Source organism: Lactonifactor sp. BIOML-A5 (genome assembly GCF_009677585.1).
In the GTDB taxonomy this organism is placed as follows: Bacteria; Bacillota; Clostridia; order Lachnospirales; family Lachnospiraceae; genus Lactonifactor.
The window spans coordinates 16,654-35,835 of record NZ_WKYV01000026.1; the positions used below are offsets into that span (position 1 = coordinate 16,654).

The 19,182-nt window shown below is 45.2% G+C and carries 12 protein-coding genes; 5 read left to right on the forward strand and 7 right to left on the reverse strand.

The window, feature by feature from the left end; all coding sequences use genetic code 11:
• Window positions 1-4 precede the first annotated feature (4 nt).
• The 3 genes from GKG41_RS17915 (at window position 5) to GKG41_RS17925 (ending at window position 2,167) form a co-directional block, all read left to right on the forward strand.
• A complete protein-coding gene (locus GKG41_RS17915) occupies window positions 5-667 on the forward strand; it encodes a hemolysin III family protein (protein WP_154261162.1) in 663 nt (220 codons plus the stop codon).
• A gap of 160 nt (window positions 668-827) precedes the next feature.
• Window positions 828-1,694 (forward strand): AraC family transcriptional regulator, encoded by an 867-nt coding sequence (locus GKG41_RS17920; protein WP_154261164.1) that lies wholly within the window; start codon window positions 828-830, stop codon window positions 1,692-1,694.
• A gap of 2 nt (window positions 1,695-1,696) precedes the next feature.
• Window positions 1,697-2,167, forward strand: a complete 471-nt coding sequence (locus GKG41_RS17925) for a hypothetical protein (protein WP_154261166.1) — start codon at window positions 1,697-1,699, stop codon at window positions 2,165-2,167.
• Window positions 2,168-2,232: 65 nt separating this feature from the next.
• Here the strand turns inward: GKG41_RS17925 and GKG41_RS17930 are convergent, their stop codons facing one another.
• The 7 genes from GKG41_RS17930 to GKG41_RS17960 all read right to left on the reverse strand — a co-directional run bounded on the left by GKG41_RS17930 (window position 2,233) and on the right by GKG41_RS17960 (window position 15,955).
• Window positions 2,233-3,252: a DUF4179 domain-containing protein gene (locus GKG41_RS17930; RefSeq protein WP_154261168.1), complete on the reverse strand. Its 1,020-nt coding sequence runs from the start codon at window positions 3,250-3,252 to the stop codon at window positions 2,233-2,235.
• Between the two features lie 16 nt (window positions 3,253-3,268).
• Window positions 3,269-3,811, reverse strand: coding sequence for a sigma-70 family RNA polymerase sigma factor (locus GKG41_RS17935; RefSeq protein WP_154261170.1), 543 nt, complete (start codon window positions 3,809-3,811; stop codon window positions 3,269-3,271).
• 259 nt (window positions 3,812-4,070) lie between these two features.
• A complete protein-coding gene (locus tag GKG41_RS17940; RefSeq protein ID WP_154261172.1) occupies window positions 4,071-12,887 on the reverse strand; it encodes an immunoglobulin-like domain-containing protein in 8,817 nt (2,938 codons plus the stop codon).
• Window positions 12,888-13,049: 162 nt separating this feature from the next.
• Entirely contained in the window at window positions 13,050-13,298 is a 249-nt protein-coding gene (locus GKG41_RS17945) for a GIY-YIG nuclease family protein (RefSeq protein WP_154261174.1), read from the reverse strand.
• A 212-nt stretch (window positions 13,299-13,510) separates the two neighbouring features.
• Complete coding sequence (locus GKG41_RS17950; protein WP_226904252.1) at window positions 13,511-14,308, reverse strand: M23 family metallopeptidase; 798 nt, start codon at window positions 14,306-14,308, stop codon at window positions 13,511-13,513.
• Between the two features lie 75 nt (window positions 14,309-14,383).
• Window positions 14,384-15,274 (reverse strand): SpoIID/LytB domain-containing protein, encoded by an 891-nt coding sequence (locus tag GKG41_RS17955; RefSeq protein ID WP_154261176.1) that lies wholly within the window; start codon window positions 15,272-15,274, stop codon window positions 14,384-14,386.
• Between the two features lie 114 nt (window positions 15,275-15,388).
• On the reverse strand, window positions 15,389-15,955 hold the full coding sequence (locus GKG41_RS17960; RefSeq protein ID WP_347563358.1) for a class I SAM-dependent methyltransferase: 567 nt from the start codon (window positions 15,953-15,955) through the stop codon (window positions 15,389-15,391).
• A 251-nt stretch (window positions 15,956-16,206) separates the two neighbouring features.
• Between GKG41_RS17960 and GKG41_RS17965 the strand changes: the two genes are divergently transcribed.
• Together GKG41_RS17965 and GKG41_RS17970 are read left to right on the forward strand one after the other, a co-directional pair.
• The gene (locus GKG41_RS17965; protein WP_154261178.1) at window positions 16,207-16,905 is read left to right on the forward strand and encodes a response regulator transcription factor; all 699 of its coding nucleotides are present in this window, start codon (window positions 16,207-16,209) and stop codon (window positions 16,903-16,905) included.
• On the forward strand, window positions 16,880-19,129 hold the full coding sequence (locus tag GKG41_RS17970; RefSeq protein WP_154261180.1) for a HAMP domain-containing sensor histidine kinase: 2,250 nt from the start codon (window positions 16,880-16,882) through the stop codon (window positions 19,127-19,129). The genes GKG41_RS17965 and GKG41_RS17970 overlap by 26 nt, the downstream gene beginning before the upstream one ends.
• Window positions 19,130-19,182: the final 53 nt, after the last annotated feature.

The following is a 19,182-nucleotide window of genomic DNA, read 5'->3' on the forward strand; positions in this document are numbered from 1 at the left end:
TATTATGAATTTTAAACCAAAGGAACCTGGAAGTGCCATTACCCATTTTATCGGATGCCTCATGGCTGCTCTTGCGGCCCTGCCTCTGCTTCTGAAAGCGGCCCGTGAACCAGGAAATATACACATGATTGCCATGAGTATTTTTATCTTAAGTATGGTTTTACTGTACGCTGCAAGCACAATATACCACACAGTGGATGCATCTGATACTATTAACAGACGGCTCCGGAAAATGGACCATATGATGATCTTTATCCTGATTGCCGGCAGCTATACCCCCATCTGTCTAATTGTTCTGCACGGCAGGACTGGTGCAATGCTCTGTGCAGTAGTATGGGCTGTGGCCATTGCCGGTATCCTGATTAAGGCTTGCTGGATCACCTGTCCCAAATGGTTTTCTTCCGTACTGTACATTGCTATGGGGTGGCTTTGTGTTCTGGCCTTCCGTCCCATTATGAATACACTGTCTCCCGCTGCATTTGGCTGGCTTTTGGCCGGCGGGATTATCTATACCGTAGGCGGGATCATCTATGCCCTGAAGCTGCCGATTTTCAATTCTAAGCATAAAAATTTTGGGTCACATGAGATTTTTCATCTCTTTGTTATGGGCGGTAGTGTCTGCCACTTTATTGTTATGTACTTCTTTGTTGTGGGTATGCCTGTATAATTAGCTGCGGCGTGTTCTATTTCAGGAACACGCCGTTTTTATTGCCCAGGAAAGTTCCCCCAATTTCCTTTATTTACTATCCCCCTCGTACACAAAAAGAGAGGTAAAATCCCTCCGCAAATGATACAATAGTAAATCATATAAAGAATGAGGATCGCAAATGGATTGGAACGACAAGCTTCAAAGGATTATTGATTATACAGAGGAGCATCTGCAGCGGAAAGAGGAGCCTGTAGACATGGATGAAATCACGAGAATATCCGGCTGTTCTTACCATTTTTTTCTGAAGGTCTTCTCTTATATGAACGGGATCAGTTATGCCGAATACGTGCGTCACCGCAAACTAACACTGGCCGGATATGATCTGAAAAGCAGCCCTATTAAGGTAGTGGATTTGAGTTATAAATACGGGTATGACTCACCAACATCTTTTACAAAGGCATTTCAGCAGTTTCATGGAATTTCACCCAAAGAGGCAAGAGGCGCATCTGCCAAGCTGCAGGTACTGCCACGAATGCAGGTATATACAAGGAATAAGTACTCCTGGAGGATTGAGCATAAGCCATCTTTCCGGCTTATTGGGAAACGGGTCAGTATTTCATGCATAGCAGGATCTCCCCAGACAGAAATACCTGGTTTCTGGAATGAATGCCAGAAAAACGGCATTTATTCCCGGTTAATTTCTTTAGATACTGGTAAACCCAAGGGATTATTCGGCATATCAGAAAAGTATGACGAGGCATCAGACCAGCTTTCATACGCAATCATGGCAATTTCGGATTATATCCTGCCGGAAGGATTTTGTGAAATGCAGATACCGGAAACGTCCTGGGCAGTCTTTGACTGCAGGGGGCCGGTCCCCCAGTCCATTCAGGAGGGATGGGATTATTTGCGGAAAGAGTGGCTGGTGAAATATCCTTTTCAGCACGCCTCATGTCCGGAACTGGAGTGGTACAGTGACGGAAATTCTTACAGCAGTGAATATCTCAGTCAAATATGGATACCTATTATAATTAAGGAGGATTAAAAATGGTACATTTAGTATATTGCGATAATACAGGGAAAAAGGGAGAGAAGGTACTGGATAAAATTATAAACGGAACAAAAACCATGGTGGTCAGGGGTGCCGCTGGCAGAAAAATACCCCACAGCAGGGTATTCCCAGGAGAAACTCTCTACTTTATGGAAAAGGGAAGCCTGTTAATCTCGGCCAAAGCCGTTGTCTGTAATGTGGAGAATCATGTAAAGCTCACAGAAGATGAAATTACTGCTATATTAGAAAAAAACCAGGGTAAGTTAAACCTATCGGAAAAGCAGAAAACCCGCTGGCAGAAAAAATGCCTTTGCCTGGTAGAATTTGAATCAGTCCAAAAGATACCGCCCCTTACCTTTGAGCATCAGGGGAATATGGATGATTGGCTGATTCTTGAAAAAATTGACGATGTGGTCGTTGGGACCAGCATCCCGTATGATTACAGTAAATCTAAGTTTTCTAGATAAAATACAGGCACCACAGAGCTTAAAAGCCTGTGATGCCTGTATTTATGTCTATCTTTTCTTCACTCCTATGACAGAGGAATTTCAACCGCATCCCCCACCTGCTCATAATCACTGCTCATCTTACCGCTTTCCTTAGGAAAGGCAACTGCATACGGCGTCAGCTGCAGACTGGTGGCTTCCTCCGAAATCTCACCTGTCAAATCGTCTATTTTAAGCTTTCCTTTATTTCCTTCTAATCTGGATAAGTAGAAACTTACCGGATTCCCCAGGTTATCTTCCCCCTTCAGCATAATATCGTACTCAATTCTCTTCCGGTCTGAGGAAAAATAGATTTTTTGGCCCAGGTCGTTGCTGGTATAAGTGTTCAGGGAAATGGCAGAGCCGTCAGGGAGTTCAAAGGAATCATCCAAAGGTATCTCCCGGGTATGTTCTGCCAGTTCCTCTCCGCTGGTGGAAAAGGCAAACTCCCAGGCAGTGTCAAAGTCTCCCTGCCGGTAAAACTTCAGTTCAATATCGTACTTTTCATCCATATTCAGATTTTTTACATCACAGTTTATGACACTTTCGATTGTGTCCTCGCTTATTTTCCTTGCGCCCCCGCTGGCTGAACCAGACGCTTCCCTGCCGTTAATATAAAGAAACGCGTCCAGCGAAGCTTCTGCCTGGCTTTTTTCTGTTGGGTAGCCATCCTCAGAGGTCTGCGTGACCGAAATTACCAGTTCATCCTTGTCCAGGATCACCTCGTTTAATGTCACTGTCAAGCCTTCCTTGGTAACAGACTTGCTAACCACTGTTTTGTATGGATCCAAATCCTTTTTAATTCCTAAAAAAGACGCAATGTCATAGGAAACTGCCTTAATCTGGGCATATACCTGATCGCTGAACATTGTTATACCCACAGCGCCCAGTACTACTGCCGCACAGGCTGCTGCTGCCGCGGTTCTTCTGACTCTGTGTTTTTTCTTTCTTAATTTACCGGTAAATACCTTCAGCCTTTTCTTCTCAAACTCTGACAAATCCTCTCTTTTGTAATGATCCATATTGGTTTCTATTTCATTTAGTAAAGCATAAATATTTTTTTCCATAGCTCTTCTCCTCCGTTCACGATATACTAAACAGCTTCCGCAGCTTCTTTTTTCCTCTGGATACCCGGTTATAGATGACTTCCTTCTTCATGCCAGTCTCACTGCTTACCGTATCTATATCCTGTTCCTCCAGAAAAAGCCGTTGAAATAACTCCCGGTCCCTGGGCTTTAGACAGTTCAGCATGGATTCTGTCTCCTCAGAAAGTTCCTCTTCCAGAAGTTCCATCTGCTCCCCTGCTTCCTCTTTCACCATTCCTTCTTCCCAGCTCTGGTTGTTCAGATCTTTTAAATACCTGCGGAGATAATCTACTGATTTGTACCGGGCGATCCCCGCAATCCAGTTTTGAAAGCTGCTTTTGTCCGGGTCATAATATTGGATATTATCCCATATCGCCATAAGGACATCATTCATACATTCCTCCTGGCAGGGCTTCATATGGTACAGATGCTTTCGGATCACACTTTTTATAACCCATCCATATGCATCAATTACATATACCAGCGCCTTTTCATCTTTGGCTTTCAGCCGGGAAATAAAATTGTTCTCATTGATTTTCATAGTGTCTGCCCCCGTGTTTGGATATTGCCATGGCATTGTCATAGTAAGATAACGTTCTCTTACTTGTTATTTCGTAATGAATCTCCCATTTCTATCACTTTATCATATTTTTGCATAAAAATCTTGCATCCCCGGTCTGTCAAAGAAAGGATACCTTACGGTTAATATACTTACCTTTTCTTAAAAAGCCCATACCAAAGCGAAACATAAAAGCAGTGCCGGAGGAAGATTCCCCCGGCACTGCCCTGCAATTTACCTATTATCTTGTTTTCGTCCAAACTCCGGAACCATTTACATAGTACTTTCCTATCCATGTACTAGAGGCCATAGCCCCATTGCTTCTCAGGTAATACCATTTTTTGCCTACCTGTATCCAGCCCGTTGCCATTGCTCCGTTATCTTTCAGGTAATACCAGGTCTTTCCGTCCAGCAGCCAGCCTGTCGCCATCGCTCCGCTGCCCTTCAGATAATACCAGGTCTTTCCGTCCAGCAGCCAGCCTGTCGCCATCGCTCCGCTGCCCTTCAGATAATACCAGGTCTTTCCGTCCAACAGCCAGCCTGTTGCCATCGCTCCATTGCTCTTCAGATAATACCAGGTCTTTCCGTCCAGCAGCCAGCCCGTCGCCATCGCTCCGCTGCTCTTCAGATAATACCAAGTGCTGCCGTCCAGCAGCCAGCCCGTTGCCATCGCTCCGTTATCTTTCAGATAGTACCAGGCGCTTCCCGCATATACCCATCCGGTTTCCATGATACCGTCTCTGTTCAGATAATACCACTGGCCTCCGGTAAAGATCCACCCGGTCTTCATGTAGCCGTCTCCGTCAAAATAATACCACTGGCCGCGTATCTGTTTCCAGCAATTCACAGCAAAGGTTCCGTCTCCGTTGTCATACTTCCATTTTCCGTTCTCTGCTACCCAATGAGGCTGCAGCTTTTTCGTAACCGTTACTTCAGCTGAACCCTCATTGCCCTTGCTGTCAGCTGCAGTGATAATTGCTTTGCCCTCTTTGATTCCTGTTACCTTGCCATTTTGATCCACAGCCGCAACTTTTTCATTCGAAGAGCTCCATGTCAGGCTTCCTTCATAATTTCCGGCTGCGGTGATCGTGAGACTGCTTCCGGCAGGTACAATTGCCTTAGCAGGATCCAGTTTGATTTCCACAGGCTCCTCCGGCTCTCTTGTAACGGTAACCTCTGCGGTTCCCTTGTTCCCCTTGCTGTCAGCAGCTGTAATGGTCACGGTTCCTTCTTTCACTCCTGTCACCTTGCCGCTCTGATCGACAACGGCAATAGCATCATCAGAGGAACTCCATGTCAGACTTCCCTCATAATTTCCGGTTGCGGTAAGAGCAACACTGCCGCCCTCAGCCACTTCTGCCTGAGAAGGATTCACCTTGATTTCTACCGGATCCACAGGTCCCTGACCGCTCAGCGGAATCATAATTACATTTACTGAATATCCAGGTACCTTATAAACCACTTTACTTCCAGCAATAGAAACTGAAGATTTCTGAGGTGTAATTCCTTCATTGTCCATAGTATTTACTGCATTCAGACTGTCACCCTTCAGAGATATAACAGATGCCTCACTGCCGGTGATATTCAGGTTAGACAGATTTAAGGTAATCTGCTTATTGCCGCTCTCTGTGTTTACTAATTTTACATATACATAGTCATCGTCTTTGGAGACAGTGTTGTAGATGTCGTTATGGTATGGCCTTAAGTTCATACTGTAATCCTCTGCATAGCGTGTCACACTTGCTGAGGTATAGCCAGCTTCCAGACGTTCGTTAATTCCATAGTTAAAGCTTACAGTTACCGCTTCATTTACTGGGAATTTCGTATATCCAGGAGATGAATAGTAACTGGAATTGTACCATTCATGATCGTTGGAGATTACATTGCCGTCTGAATTGGTACGTGACCTCTGGACACAGTTTCTGCTGTCCGACCATCCGCCCATGTTATACCAATAGTAGTCACTGCCGCTGGTGGCTCCTGCGCCTACCATAAATCCTTCATTGCCGGATTCTTTTACTACAACGGCCTCTACCTTATAGTTATACCATTCAGGATCGTTTACTACACTGGGAATCCATACCCCATTTGTGGCAGATGCCTGAGACAGGTACAGTTTTCCGTCCCTGATCTCAAAGCTGCCGCCTGAACCAGGGAATTTCTCCCAGAGATCCAGTGTTTCGCTGTCATCCTCAAAGGTTTCGTCCAAAAGTACTGTTCCGTCTTCTCTGGTAACCTTAACGCTTTCCACATACCCTTTCGTTGCATAGGTAGCCAGTACCGGGCTTCCTGTATTCACCGTATACCGTTCTCCCTGTCTGTCAAGAAGCGCCTTTATCGTCTGATCCCCTGTGTACCTGGAGAACATCTGCTGCACATAGTAGTTAATAGATCCAATGCTGTTATACTCATCAAACCAGATAAGGTCAGTCTGCCAGTTGGTACTGCCCATTTTGTTAAACAGAGGTGCATAGGAAACATTCTTTACAATATCGCTGTTTCTCTCAATACCGGTCATATAAGCAGCATCTGACAATGCTGATTCCATGCTGTTGGGTACCCCAACATGGGTAGCATATTCACCCAGAAATACGGGAAGTCCGCCTTCCTCTTCTCTTAAGAAGTAGTCATAACGATCGTCCTGTCTCTGTGAGAAATTAGTACCTACATAGTAATGTTCATCCACCAGAATGTTATCGCCTGCATGGTTTTGCTTCAGCCAATTCCATGCCTTCTGATTGTTTCCGTCATCGGCGGCCGTACCGGAAGCTGCAATTACGGTCAGTTCCCGATCCGGATAATTGGCCTCTTTGTATTCCATGACTCTGTCATAGATAATGTCAAAGTTTTTAAAGTATTTGTCATCCCAGTTCTCATTTCCAATGCCTACGTATTTCAGATCAAAGGTTTCCTCGTGTCCATTCTGTGCACGTTTGGCTGCCATTTCATTTGTGGAAGGATCTCCCCAGCAGTAATCCAGCAGATCCGTTGCATCCTTTACAAACTGATCTAGCAGTTCTCCGGTTGCTGCCGGTATATTATTGCTTCTTGCCTGGCAGAGCACACCTGCGTTGAGGATCGGATACGCTTCTGCGCCAATCTCCTCACAGAGGGACAGGATCTCATGGTATCCGAATCCATAGGACTGCATGTAACCGTAGGTAGCATCATTGCCCCAAAGGTTAGGAATCTGTTTTCTTTCCTCCAGAGGTCCAATGGTGTTTTCCCAGTCATAGTAAGTATCCCACTCATAAGCGCCCTCAATGATACAGCCGCCCGGGAAACGGATGAATCCAGGATTGATGTCCGCAATCTTCTGCACCAGGTCAGCTCTCAGACCAGCGCCGTGTCCATAATTGGTGTCCCCGTATCCAAACGTATCCTGAGGGCTGACGGAGATCATGTCCACACTGAGTTCTCCTGCTCCTGCTCCCTCTACTTTGAATACCAGCTGACCTTTTTCTGTTGCTTTTCCGGTAAGTTTTCCTGTTACCTTTGCCCACTCGCCTGTCTTAGCGGGCTGAACTGTGATTTCATCTGTCAGCGCCTCGCCTGCGGCGTTCTGGAGCTTCACCTTCATTACTCCGGTGTAGGATGGATCCGCCTTTGTAAATACAGAGAAGTTCATATCCACCCCTTCTTTTACCGCCATAGAAGGTGTTCCCAGAGAGTTAATAGGAGTATAGCCATTGTTTGTAAGTGTCAAATCTCCTGTGAGAACCGCATAGTTCGGGTTATTCCCGTTCAGAGGATTCTCAGAGGCAACTGCAAACTTATCTTCTGCGTCGCAGTTCCACATATTCTTGTAATCATTGACTCTGCTGCCCCTGTCATAGCGGTAATTCTCAAAGGAGTTATTCTTAACCATTTCAGGATTCAGGCCGCCGTCTGCGGAATTATTAATATCTTCAAAGAATAATCCCACCAGCCGATCGTTGATATCAACCCCGATATTATTTCCGTCAATGTCCATAGAATAATCGGTTGTCCCTGCTGGAAGCAGATAAGCCTCATATACTTTTTCCAGGCTGGCCTCTCCCTTGCTGAATGTAGCTGTAACCTTTATTTGCGTCTTTTCTTTTACATTTCCTACTACTTTACCTGCATTGGTAACATAGATAGGATTACCGCTGACCCATTTGATTCCTACATTATATTTGTCATCTCTTGTAAGAAGTCCCAGATCTCCGGTAATAATTCCATTGTCAATACCTTCTACTACATACTCTTCTGCTGCACGGCGGACAGATTCCTCGTCGGACAGCCCTTCAAGGTAGCTCTTCTCAATTTCTTCATCTGTCAGTGCCTTATTGTAAATCGTAATATCTTTAAATGAACCCTTAAAAATAGGATCGGGGTAGGATGACTTGCCCAGATATGCTGCCAGATCTGAACCAAAATCACTTACTTTTCGGTCTAACGGTACAGTTCCTACCTTTTCTCCATTCATATAGCCAGTGATTCCATCTTCTGTAATTACCGTAGTATATTTTACCCACTGTCCCTTCAGAGACTTTGTGGATGGTCCTGCAATCCCTTTTGTACTGTCTGAGGGTGAGATTCCCACCTCTGTCAAATAAGGTTTCTCTTCATCTACCGTATTGGTAAATACCGTTTTCATATTCCCGGCCGGGTTGGACGGATTGAGCAGCCAGTAGCTGACCGGCAGTTCTTCCTTTGTTCCGAAGAACATAGCCGCGTAATTATTCGGGTCTAATTCATTCTTTACCCACAGGTCCACGGTCAGGGTATTCTGGCCTGCAAACATACTGCCCGGAAGTTCCACATAATTTGTATTCTGGCTGGCAGTAGCTCCCGGAAGGGTGAGAACACCATCCTGGACGGTAACATTTCCTACTACCTTACCATTATTGCCGTGTCCGGATACATCCTTCACCCCATCGCTGAAATCGTATTTGGCAATAATGTCCGGATCCGGCTCTTCCTTATTTCCCTCAACCTTAACGGTCATGGTTACTTCCTGATACTGAGGATCCACAGCCTGATCTGCAGTCATTTTCAGAATTGGAGTACCGTCTGCTGCCCAGTGTACCGTCTTGATTCTGGCATGTCGGCCGGGATCATACAGAGGATCTCCGTTTACGGTTGTTGTAGATCTGGCATGGTACACAAAGATATCATTGCCATACTCATCTGTAGTAAATGAGTTGTGTCCTGGTCCGTATTCTCCTGTCACATCTGCTGAATTCAGTACGGGATACGGGGTCTTTGTCCAGTTATCCAGATCCAGAAGATCTGCATTTTCATCTGCTGTCATCATACCGATGCAGTATTCTGCTCCGGTACCTGCGGCTGAGAAGCACATATACACTTTTCCGTCCCGTTTTAATACAGAGGGACCCTCGTCCACGTTAAAACGGATACGCTCCCAGGCGTACTCCGGAACAGTAAGCACCTGCGGCTCCGAAGTCAGCTTCCACGGTTCATCCGGGTCGATGGTTGCGATCAGCAGACTGGAATTTCCAACGGATTGTGCCCAGATTACATAGTGCTGTCCGCCCGCCTCAAAGTGTGTCATATCCAAGGAGAAGTTTGTAAATGACAATGCATCTCCACTGGACGCTTCCATTCTCTGCACACTCCAGGATGCAGGATCCATTGGATTGCCGCCTTCTTTACATACAAGGATATGGGGACGAATGCCAAATGCGTTATTCTTTTCTACGCTTCCTGTGAAGAATACATACCATCTGCCGTTTATCTGGTGAATTTCCGGCGCCCATATATAGCGGTATACGCCCTCTGCAGCGCTCCAGTTCCAGATAGAGACTTCTTCCGCTGTCTGCAGGCCTTTGATGGTTTTAGCTCTTCGCAGTGTCACACGGCTGTACCCGTTGGAGTCACCCCCGCCGTTCATTGGATAAGATGCCGTAAAATAGTAATACCCGTCATCTCCCTTGGTAATCCATGGATCTGCCTTAGACTCAATAAACGGATTGTCATATTCAGGGTACCCCACCTTACCAGTTACAGTATAGGAACCATCCTGTTTATAGTTTACACTGGAATCATCCCAGGTAACAGGGATCTCTGCATTGGACCCGTCACTGTAGGATGCGTCCACAGACTGAACGGTATCCGGTAATTTACCCTCTTCTGCCTGAACGGTTACTGAAGATGGAAGACTGCTGACTCCTGTGTTTACAACGGGGGCCAGTTTCTTAACTACTCTATCATATTCTTCCTGGTTTACCTCCAGCACGTTGCCGGCATTTGCTCCGTCCGGTATGGCAGCCTCAACACGCTCCTTATCTCTTCCCTGTATTTCAACGGGAGCAGAGGCTGTTTTCAGATCTGCGGATGTGTTCTGATAGGTTTTCTCTCCATCTGTCCAGGTAATGATATATTTCTCACCATCCCACTCACATACCGGTTCCAAAACCTTCTTATCCGTATTCAGATCTAATTTCGATTCGTTGTTAAAAAGAAGCAGGTCTTCTGAGTCAAATACATATATGTAGCTGTAGTTATTATTATTGGTCGCCGCAAATGCATAGCTTCCGTCTGCCTTTCTGAAAAGATACGGTGATAAAATTCCATTCAAAGCATCTTTATTATCCGTAAAGCAGATACCGGAATCGTAATTCAGAGCACTGTAGGTACTGCCGTCCTGGCTGTATCCCATATGCAGGCTGTTTGCAAGGGCCGCTTTATTCTCACTGCTGGTATCGGAAAATCCTTTTTTGTCCTTCGATCCAGTGTAAGAAAGCAGGTATCCGTAAGGTTTCTGAAGGACTACGGCCGGAAAATCTTTATGTGCAGTTACGTCACCCAGGGTAATTTCCGCCTTCAGAGTAACATTCTTATCACCGTCTTCCGGTCTTGTAACCTTACCGTCATCTCCGATATAGTCTGGGCTGTCCGATGTCCATGTAACCGTGGCACCATTGGCAGCAGCGGCAGGCAGAGTGAGATCCTTGGTCACGTAGTACGTTCCAATAGAGAGATCTTTTACTGCTGCCACCAGATCTCCCTCAGGATTGTTGTACTTCACGGTAAGCGGAAACTCTTTTGTTACGGATTGCCCCTTTAATGTCAGGGTAGCTGTCAGCGTTACATTAACATCCTGGTCTGACGGTCTGTTTACCTTTCCGTCATTCGTAATATACTCTGTTTTATCAGATTCCCATGTAATAGAAGACTTATACACAGATCCAGCATTTGGAAGACTGATATCCCCTCTGATTTCCGTTGTGGGAAGGGTTAATGCTTCCTTATCCTTATTGAGCATTTCCAGGATAATCGATTCATCCGCTGTTTCACTGTAGTCTTCTATAATTTCATCCTCTGTTAAGGCCTTTGTATATACTCTAACATCCTTAACGCCGCCCTTATAGTACTTATCCGGATAGGAAGATCTTCCAATGTATCCTGCCAGATTGCTTCCGAATTGGGAAACAGGCCTGTTAGTCTCTACCGTGCCGACCTTTACACCATTGTAATATCCTGTGATAGAATCCTTTGTAATAACTGTGGAATAATAGGTCCAGTTTTCACCTGTAGCGGGTCCTGCAATTCCCTGAGAGGCATTTGTGGGCGATATCCCGTACTCCGTGGTCCAGGGTGAACTGCTGTTGCCGTTTGTAACAACTGATTTCATAAGTCCTGACGGGTTGCATGGATTAAACAGCCAGTACTGTCTGGGGTAGTTTTCTGTAGTTCCGAAGAACATAGCTGCGTAATCCCCATTTTTTGTCTCGTTTTTAAGCCAGAAGGAGATTGTCAGGGTATTCCGCCCGTCAAACATCCCGGTTGGCATCTGTACATATGCTGCTCCTGATCCATTGGCACCGCCGGGAAGAGTTAATGTTCCATCGGTTATGCCGGCATTTTTTCCATGAATTGTACCATCGTTTCCATTTCCTGAGGTATCCGCAACAGTACTTCCGTCTGTCGCTGTCCCGTCGGCAAATTCATAGTGAAGGAGAAGGCTTTCCTCTTTTGTAAGCTCAGCCTGTGCCTTTACGGTAACAGGAAATTCTTTTGTCGTACTTGCGCCGAGAGTTCCATATGCAATGGTAGCAGTAAGTACCGCAGATTTATCCCCTTCCTCGGAAGGAGCCCTGTGGATGGTACCGTCTGCCTCTACCACAGATGCATCACTGGTCTCCCATGTGATGGAAGAACCATAATTCCCTGCATCCTGAAGCACCAGATCCTCCACAACAGCGTCCAGTCCTCCCATGGTCAGCTCAGAGGCATCCAGGTTTACGATACCCTGATCGTACTCTGCCTGTACCTCTTCGTCTGTAAGCTCATCGGTATATACTTTGACATCTCTGACTCCGCCTTTGTAAAGTTTGTCCGGATACAGAGATTTTCCGATGTAAGATACCAGATCGCTGCCAAAGTCACTGGCGCTTCTTCTTAAACTTACCGTACCTATATTTTCTCCGTTATAGTATCCGGTAAGTGTATCTGCAGTAATAACCGTGGTGTAAAGACCCCAGTTGTTGTCAGTAGTGGGTCCTACTATTCTTTCTCCGGTTGAGTCTTTGTTTGTGGTAAAACCAGCTTCATGGAGATAAGGCATTCCATCCTGTGCTACCTCGTCTGTAAGCGCAGTCTTTAAGGCCCCCTGCTCTAGATTACACGGATTTAAGATCCAGTAGTGAAGGGGCATGCCATTTACAAGTTCCTTGCTGCCGAAAAACATAGCTGCATAATTTCCCTTGCCGGTATCGTTTTTCAGCCACAGAGAAATGGTCAGGGTATCCTTTCCGTCAAACATTCCTTCCGGCAGTTCTACATATGCGGCATCACTCCCGTTATCGCCGCCCGGAAGGGTTAGAGTACCGTTAGAAATCTGTGCACGATTTCCCCTGATGACACCATCGTTGCCGTTCCCTGTGACATCCTCGATCAGCTGGCCGTCTTCGGCCGATGTTCCCGAGAAGTCATAATGCAAAAGCGGAGTCTTTTCAGGCTCCGCTTTTACTTCCAGAACAGTTCCCAGCATATCTGCCGGTATACTGCCCAGCACCAGAGCGAAGGTCAGCAACAATGCAATGATACGTTTGACTTTACTCTTCTTCATTTAATTTCCTCCTTTTTCTTTATAATATTTATATTATAAAAGTTGTATGGAGGGTGATTAAATGATGTTTTATATCCACTTTGTTGGATATTTTTCGCTCTTTTATTTTTTGTATTGCTTTTATGAACTTTGTTGGATATCTTATGGAATAAGTGTGTTTTCTTATGTATTTCTTGCCTGCAGCAATTTTAGCTTGTCCGTCCGTTTCAGCCGCTTTATGGCGTATTCCCTGCTCATTGCTTCCTCTTTTGTAGGGAACTCTTCCACGTAAACAAGTTCTACCGGACGCCTGGTCCTGGTATATTTGGCACCCTTTCCCGCATTGTGATCCGCCACTCTTTTTTCCAGATTGTTTGTCCAACCCGTGTATAGGGTTCCGTCTTCACACCTAAGTATATAAGTATAATTCATGGTACTGCTCCTGTACTATGTATATGTAAGATTTTGCAAACAAACTGTCTGCAAAATCTATCAGATTTATATAAAGCAACCGGAGGAGAAAAAGGTACTCTACCCAAAAAACAAACAACAAATAGTAAAGCTGTGAAAAACCGGCTGCTAATATTGGTATATGATTGCTCACATAGTATATTATACTCTATTTATCCAATCCTGTGCAAATCCTAAGGCAAATACATTACAGGATCAATTGGTGTTCCGTCTTTTGACATCTCAAAGTAAAGATTGCTTCCTTCTACGCTGTAGTACTTCGTTGGTTCACTGATGTATCCGATAACGGAACCGCTTGCCACGGTATCCCCCTCTTCATACGGAACTTCCTTTAACTGTCCATAGACAGCCTGGTAACCATTACCCATATCCATGGTAAGGGTAGTACCTGTCTCTTCATTGGTTGTGATTGACAATACCTGGCCGTTGGCTGCTGCCAAAACCGGTGCATTTACATCTGAGGAAATAACAATTGCAGGATTGTATTTATACTCGTTTAATGTTGGGAAATAAACAGTTTTGTCCATGCTGTAATCCAATAATACATCCCCGTTTAACGGCCACTCCATAAGAGAAGACTCAGAGAAATTAATTTCCGGAGCTTCTGCCTCTACATTCTCTGTGGCTGCACTTTCATTTGCTGCATTGTCCTGTGCTTCCGGATTTTCCTGTGTATTCTGTTCTGCCTGCGCATCCTCTGCTTCTGGTGTATTCTGGTCCGGCTGGTCCTCTACTTCTTTTGTTCCTTCTACATTCTCTGTCCCGGATTCCTGGCTTTCCTCTTCCTGCATATCCTGGCTGTCATTAGCCGCCAGTTCTTCTCCGTCTGTGTCTTTTGTTTCTTCCGCTAAACTCTGTTCCTTCTTCGTATTGGTACTCCCTGTCTTATAAACACCCACACAGGTGGCAACAATAGCTACCAACAGTACACTGCTAACAACAATACGAATCATTTTTTTACTGTTCATCATATTCTTCACCTCAACTTATAGTCAATTGTTGTAACTATAGGGTTTCCAGAATATGTGAAAGTATTCATTATTTTCTTAATTCTGACCAATTACTGTTTTTACATCCTGAATTTCCAAATCCGGGAAAAAATATGTAATAATTTCCTCGTAATTCTTTCCCTCTTTTCCCATCTGATCTGCGGTATACTGACTCATTCCCATTCCATGGCCGATTCCCTTGCACAGAAAGCGAATCTTCTCCCCCAGATCCTGCACGGTAAAACAAGAGGATGTAAGGCCCAGGGCATCTCTCAGCTCCTCACCCTGGAATTCCTGGTTTCCCACCTGAATCTCCAGGACATAATCTGTGCTGTCTGTTTTTATGATTTTTACGGGTTCCTCTTCCGAATCCCCCCATGCAAACCCTGGGTATTTCGTTTTCAGCTTCTCTTCTATTTCCTCAGAGGTAAAGTAAAAACCTTTTAAATAGTCTTCACTGTCAATGTCAGCGCCGGTATCTACAGAGGGCACATACGCATAAGTATCACCCAGAACCTCTTTTCCGTCCCTGGTCTTTCCCCCGCTCAGTCTGCAGTAGGGAATATCTGTAAGTTTCCCCTGATTACAGAGGATTTTTCCTTCCGTCTCCTGTACCGCCTCCTGATAGTTTTGAAAACGTTCCAGAAAATCATCATCCATTTTATTTTCTTTTAACTGATCCACCGCATGTTTTATTTCTCCGGAAACAGCTCCCTCCTCTAATTGTGTATAGAGGTTGCTCCGGGATACTATGGCCTGCGCCTTGATCGCCTCTTTCGAATAGTTCCATGGGATTTCCATAGCCACAATAGCCGGGAGGTAGTCTTCCACCTCCACTTCTTTTATAATAGGACATGCTTCTCTCCCCGATATGAGAGCGGTAATTAATAAGGGGAGAAGGAGAATGATCAGCAGTAAACTTATGATAAGCTTGATATTTTCTTTCATATCATATCCAAAGATGTGTTCTTACATACTATATGAGAGAATGTTTGTCTTAAATGATAGTTTTGTGTATGTGAAGTTCGCGGTTATACAGGCGGGGGCATATATTTTATGCTTCTATTTTTTAAATATAAAAACTGGAATAGGCGGATGGTTGCCCCGGTTATAATAGGTATTCACTATCACAAGATACCTCCGGCTGTCCAGCCGCCTCAATTCTTCTAAGATTGCATCTCTCTCCTCAAAGCCTGTATCCCCTCCGCTATATATGCAAAGGCTCATCAATCCGCCCTCCTTTAGTATGTCCAGTCCTGTGCGTATGGCTCTTACGCTGGTATCCGGTTTTGTGGCCATGGCGTGATTACCCCCCGGTAAATATCCAAAGTTAAAACAGATGCAGTCCGCCTTTTCTTTCCCAATGTACTGCTCCATATTTGCATGGCTGTCAAGGATAAGCTGCGCCCTGGCTGTCAGCCCGCGCTGTTCCAGAAGCTTCCCTGTCCTTTCGGCTGCCAGCTCCTGAATGTCAAAAGCATAAACTTTCCCCTTTTCTCCTGCCAGTTCACAGAAAAAGGCCGTATCATAGCCATTTCCCATAGTGGCGTCTATATAAATACCTTCTCTTTGCACCTGGCTTTTTATTATCTCATGGCACCATTCGGTTATCTGGTACGACTTCATCATAGTGCTGCCTCTCCCTTCCTGCTATAAATTTGCTGCCTGCCTCAGTATAGCACAGGCACTATTCTTTTTATAGTAGTGATACTATTGTTTGAACTCTATGTTATAATTAGGATACTGTGCACCCCCCTCGCACAACTGGGGCGCCTGAACAGTACCCTGATTAGAATCTGTAAGAAATCCGTAAGAAATTTATTCATAAATTCGTAAGGCCTATACCATAAACTAAACGTAGGCTCAAAGGAGGAGAGAACATGAGGGAATGCGTACTCGTGGTTGACGATGACAGAGAAATTGTAAAGGCTATATCCATTCTTTTGGAAAAAGAAGGCTTTCAGGTAATTAAGGCCTACGACGGTCTAGAAGCCCTGGAAAAAATTGCACAATATCCCATACAGATTATTCTCATAGACGTTATGATGCCTAAGCTGGACGGCTTGTCAGCGATTTTGAGGATCCGGGAAAGACGTAATCTGCCCATTATAGTACTGAGTGCAAAAAGTGAAGAGACAGACAAAGTGCTAGGACTCTCCATGGGAGCAGATGACTATGTGACAAAACCTTATAATCCCCAGGAACTTACGGCAAGAGTAAAAAGTCATCTGCGGCGTTACACCAGACTTGGAGACGTACATGCCACTCAGATTTCCAATCGCTATGAAAATGGGCGCCTTCTGTATAACGCAGAGGAAAGAGTTCTGTATGCAGACGGGGATCCGGTAAGGCTGACTGCTACTGAGACTAAAATTATTGATCTGCTGATGCGCAATCCGGGACGAATCTTTCCGGCAGAGGAGATCTACCAGAGAGTATGGGAGGAGGCTTCCTTTGCCCCTGAGAATACTGTAATGGTTCATATCCGCCGTATCCGGGAAAAAATTGAACTGAATCCGAAAGAGCCAGAATATTTAAAGGTGGTGTGGGGAATTGGATACAAAATGGAAAAAATGTAAATTAGTTATAAGCTATGCGTCCTTTGTTGCGGCATTATGTCTGCTGCTGGCTGTGCTTCTCATGGGATCCGGCCTCTTGGCTGCAATGAAGAGCATTGCTATAAGTCCTGCTGACGCATTCCAGGGAGATTATCAGGATACAAAGGCATTTCGGCAGTATATCAGTTATCGCCTGGAGGACTTTATTATGATGGCAGCCGGAGGCAGCCCCGGTGCATCCGTAGGAACTGCATATGCTTCAGACACTGGAGTATCTGAGGAAACAGCAGCAGAAGTGTGGGAGGAAACCGCCGGTGAGCTTACCACCACACAGGGGAGACGGGAGCTTCACAATGCACTGAAGGATGATAAAAACATGCTGTATACCATCTCCTATGACGGAGACACTCTATACTCTAATGCAGAAGAAGGTACCTTAGACGGATCTGCAGGCAAAATGCCCAAGGGATATAACTTCTTACTATATTTTGATGGTTCAAAAGTCTATCTGCAAAAAGACGGAAAAACTATTGATGTCTACGGGGATGGGTACTACAGGGAAAACAGCGACTGGAAAGTACCTGGGTATCATAACTTTACCACAGATAATAAATCAAAAAAGGCTTCGGTAACCATAGCAGCCGCAAAGACTCCCAGGATTTATATGAAGGCGGATTATTCCAGCTATGGAGAAGAGTCTGTGAGCAACCGGCTCTATCGGCTGAATCAGGATCTTTACAACCTGCGCAGCCTGATTCTGTTTTTTGGTGTATTGACTGCTCTGTTTGCCGCATCCCTGATCCTTGCTGTCCGATGGAGAAAACAGATAAAAAGTGTGAATCAGCTTATAGCTGCTAAGACAAAAAAAATATGGGTTGAGGTAAAAGCAGTTCTCTGTCTGGGCTCCCTCCTGCTCCTGATAATTGCCTGCACAGAAGTTCTGAGAGAACTTTACTGGAGCCTGCATAACAGCTACGATGTAGTCTATGAATATGACTATTACGTATTCAGAATTACCGGTTCTATATGGACCTGGCTTTCCTATCTTTCTGTTATATTGGTATGTGTCTGGATCCTTTTCTTTTTGGGAAACGATATCCGCTATAACAAAAACCCTTTGTCTTCCAGTCTGCTTCGGAGTTTGTGGGATTACATCTGCCGAATGTTCCGCTCCAAAGGGGCCGGCATGCCGGTGCAGAAAAAGATTGTCTTCCGTTATCTGCCTGCATTTCTGGGTGAGGGAATGGTTGTGAGTTTACTTCTGCTTTTGGGATTTCGGCTGTACTATAGCGGCACTTTCTACGGTGCAAACATTTGCTTATATCTTTTAGCACTTACGGCAGCGGGGCTGACTCTGGCCGCACAGTTTTGGTATATCTGGACAAACCGGGCGGCAGCTGAGGATATAGAAGCGCTTACACAGCAGATTTGCAGAATTAAAGAGGGCAACATCGCAGCAGAGGTTCCCACGCTTAAAGATCCGGATCTGGCAGAGGCGGCAAAAAACCTGAATGATATCCGCAACGGGCTTGACATTGCCGTTCAGGAACAGATTAAAAGTGAGCGTATGAAGGTTGAGCTTGTCTCTAACGTCTCCCATGACATTAAGACCCCCCTTACTTCCATTATCAGTTATGTGGATCTTATGAATCAGGAGCCGGATCTTCCGGAACATGTCAAAGATTATGTGAAGATCCTGGAAAGTAAATCTCAGAGACTGAAAAGTATGGTACAGGACGTATTTGAGATCAGCAAAGCTGCTTCCAGACAGCTCCCTGTAAACATAGATACACTGGATCTGGGAAAACTTATCCGGCAGACCCTTGCCGATATGTCTGAGAGTATAGAGCGCAGCACCTTATCTATAAAGACAAGGATTCCGGAGGAACCTGTATTGATAAAAGCAGACGGGCAGAGACTTTACCGGGTATTTCAAAATCTTCTTCAGAATGCCCTCCAGTATTCCATGGAACACTCCAGAATCTTTATCACTCTGGAAACAGACGGCACGCTGGCCGCGGTGAGTGTGAAGAATATCTCCCGGTATGAGCTTCCGGAGCGGATCGATTACACAGAACGGTTTGTCCGTGGGGATGAGAGCCGTTCGGATGGGGGAAGCGGACTGGGACTCTCCATTGCCAAAAGCTTTGTGGAGGCATGCCGGGGAAGCTTCCGTATAGACATCAATGCAGACCTTTTTATGGTAACCGTAGAGTTTCGGGATATTACATCGACTACTAACTAATATATTTGTGCATTTATAGAAAGAAAGAGCAGCACAGAAAACCGCTGCTCTTC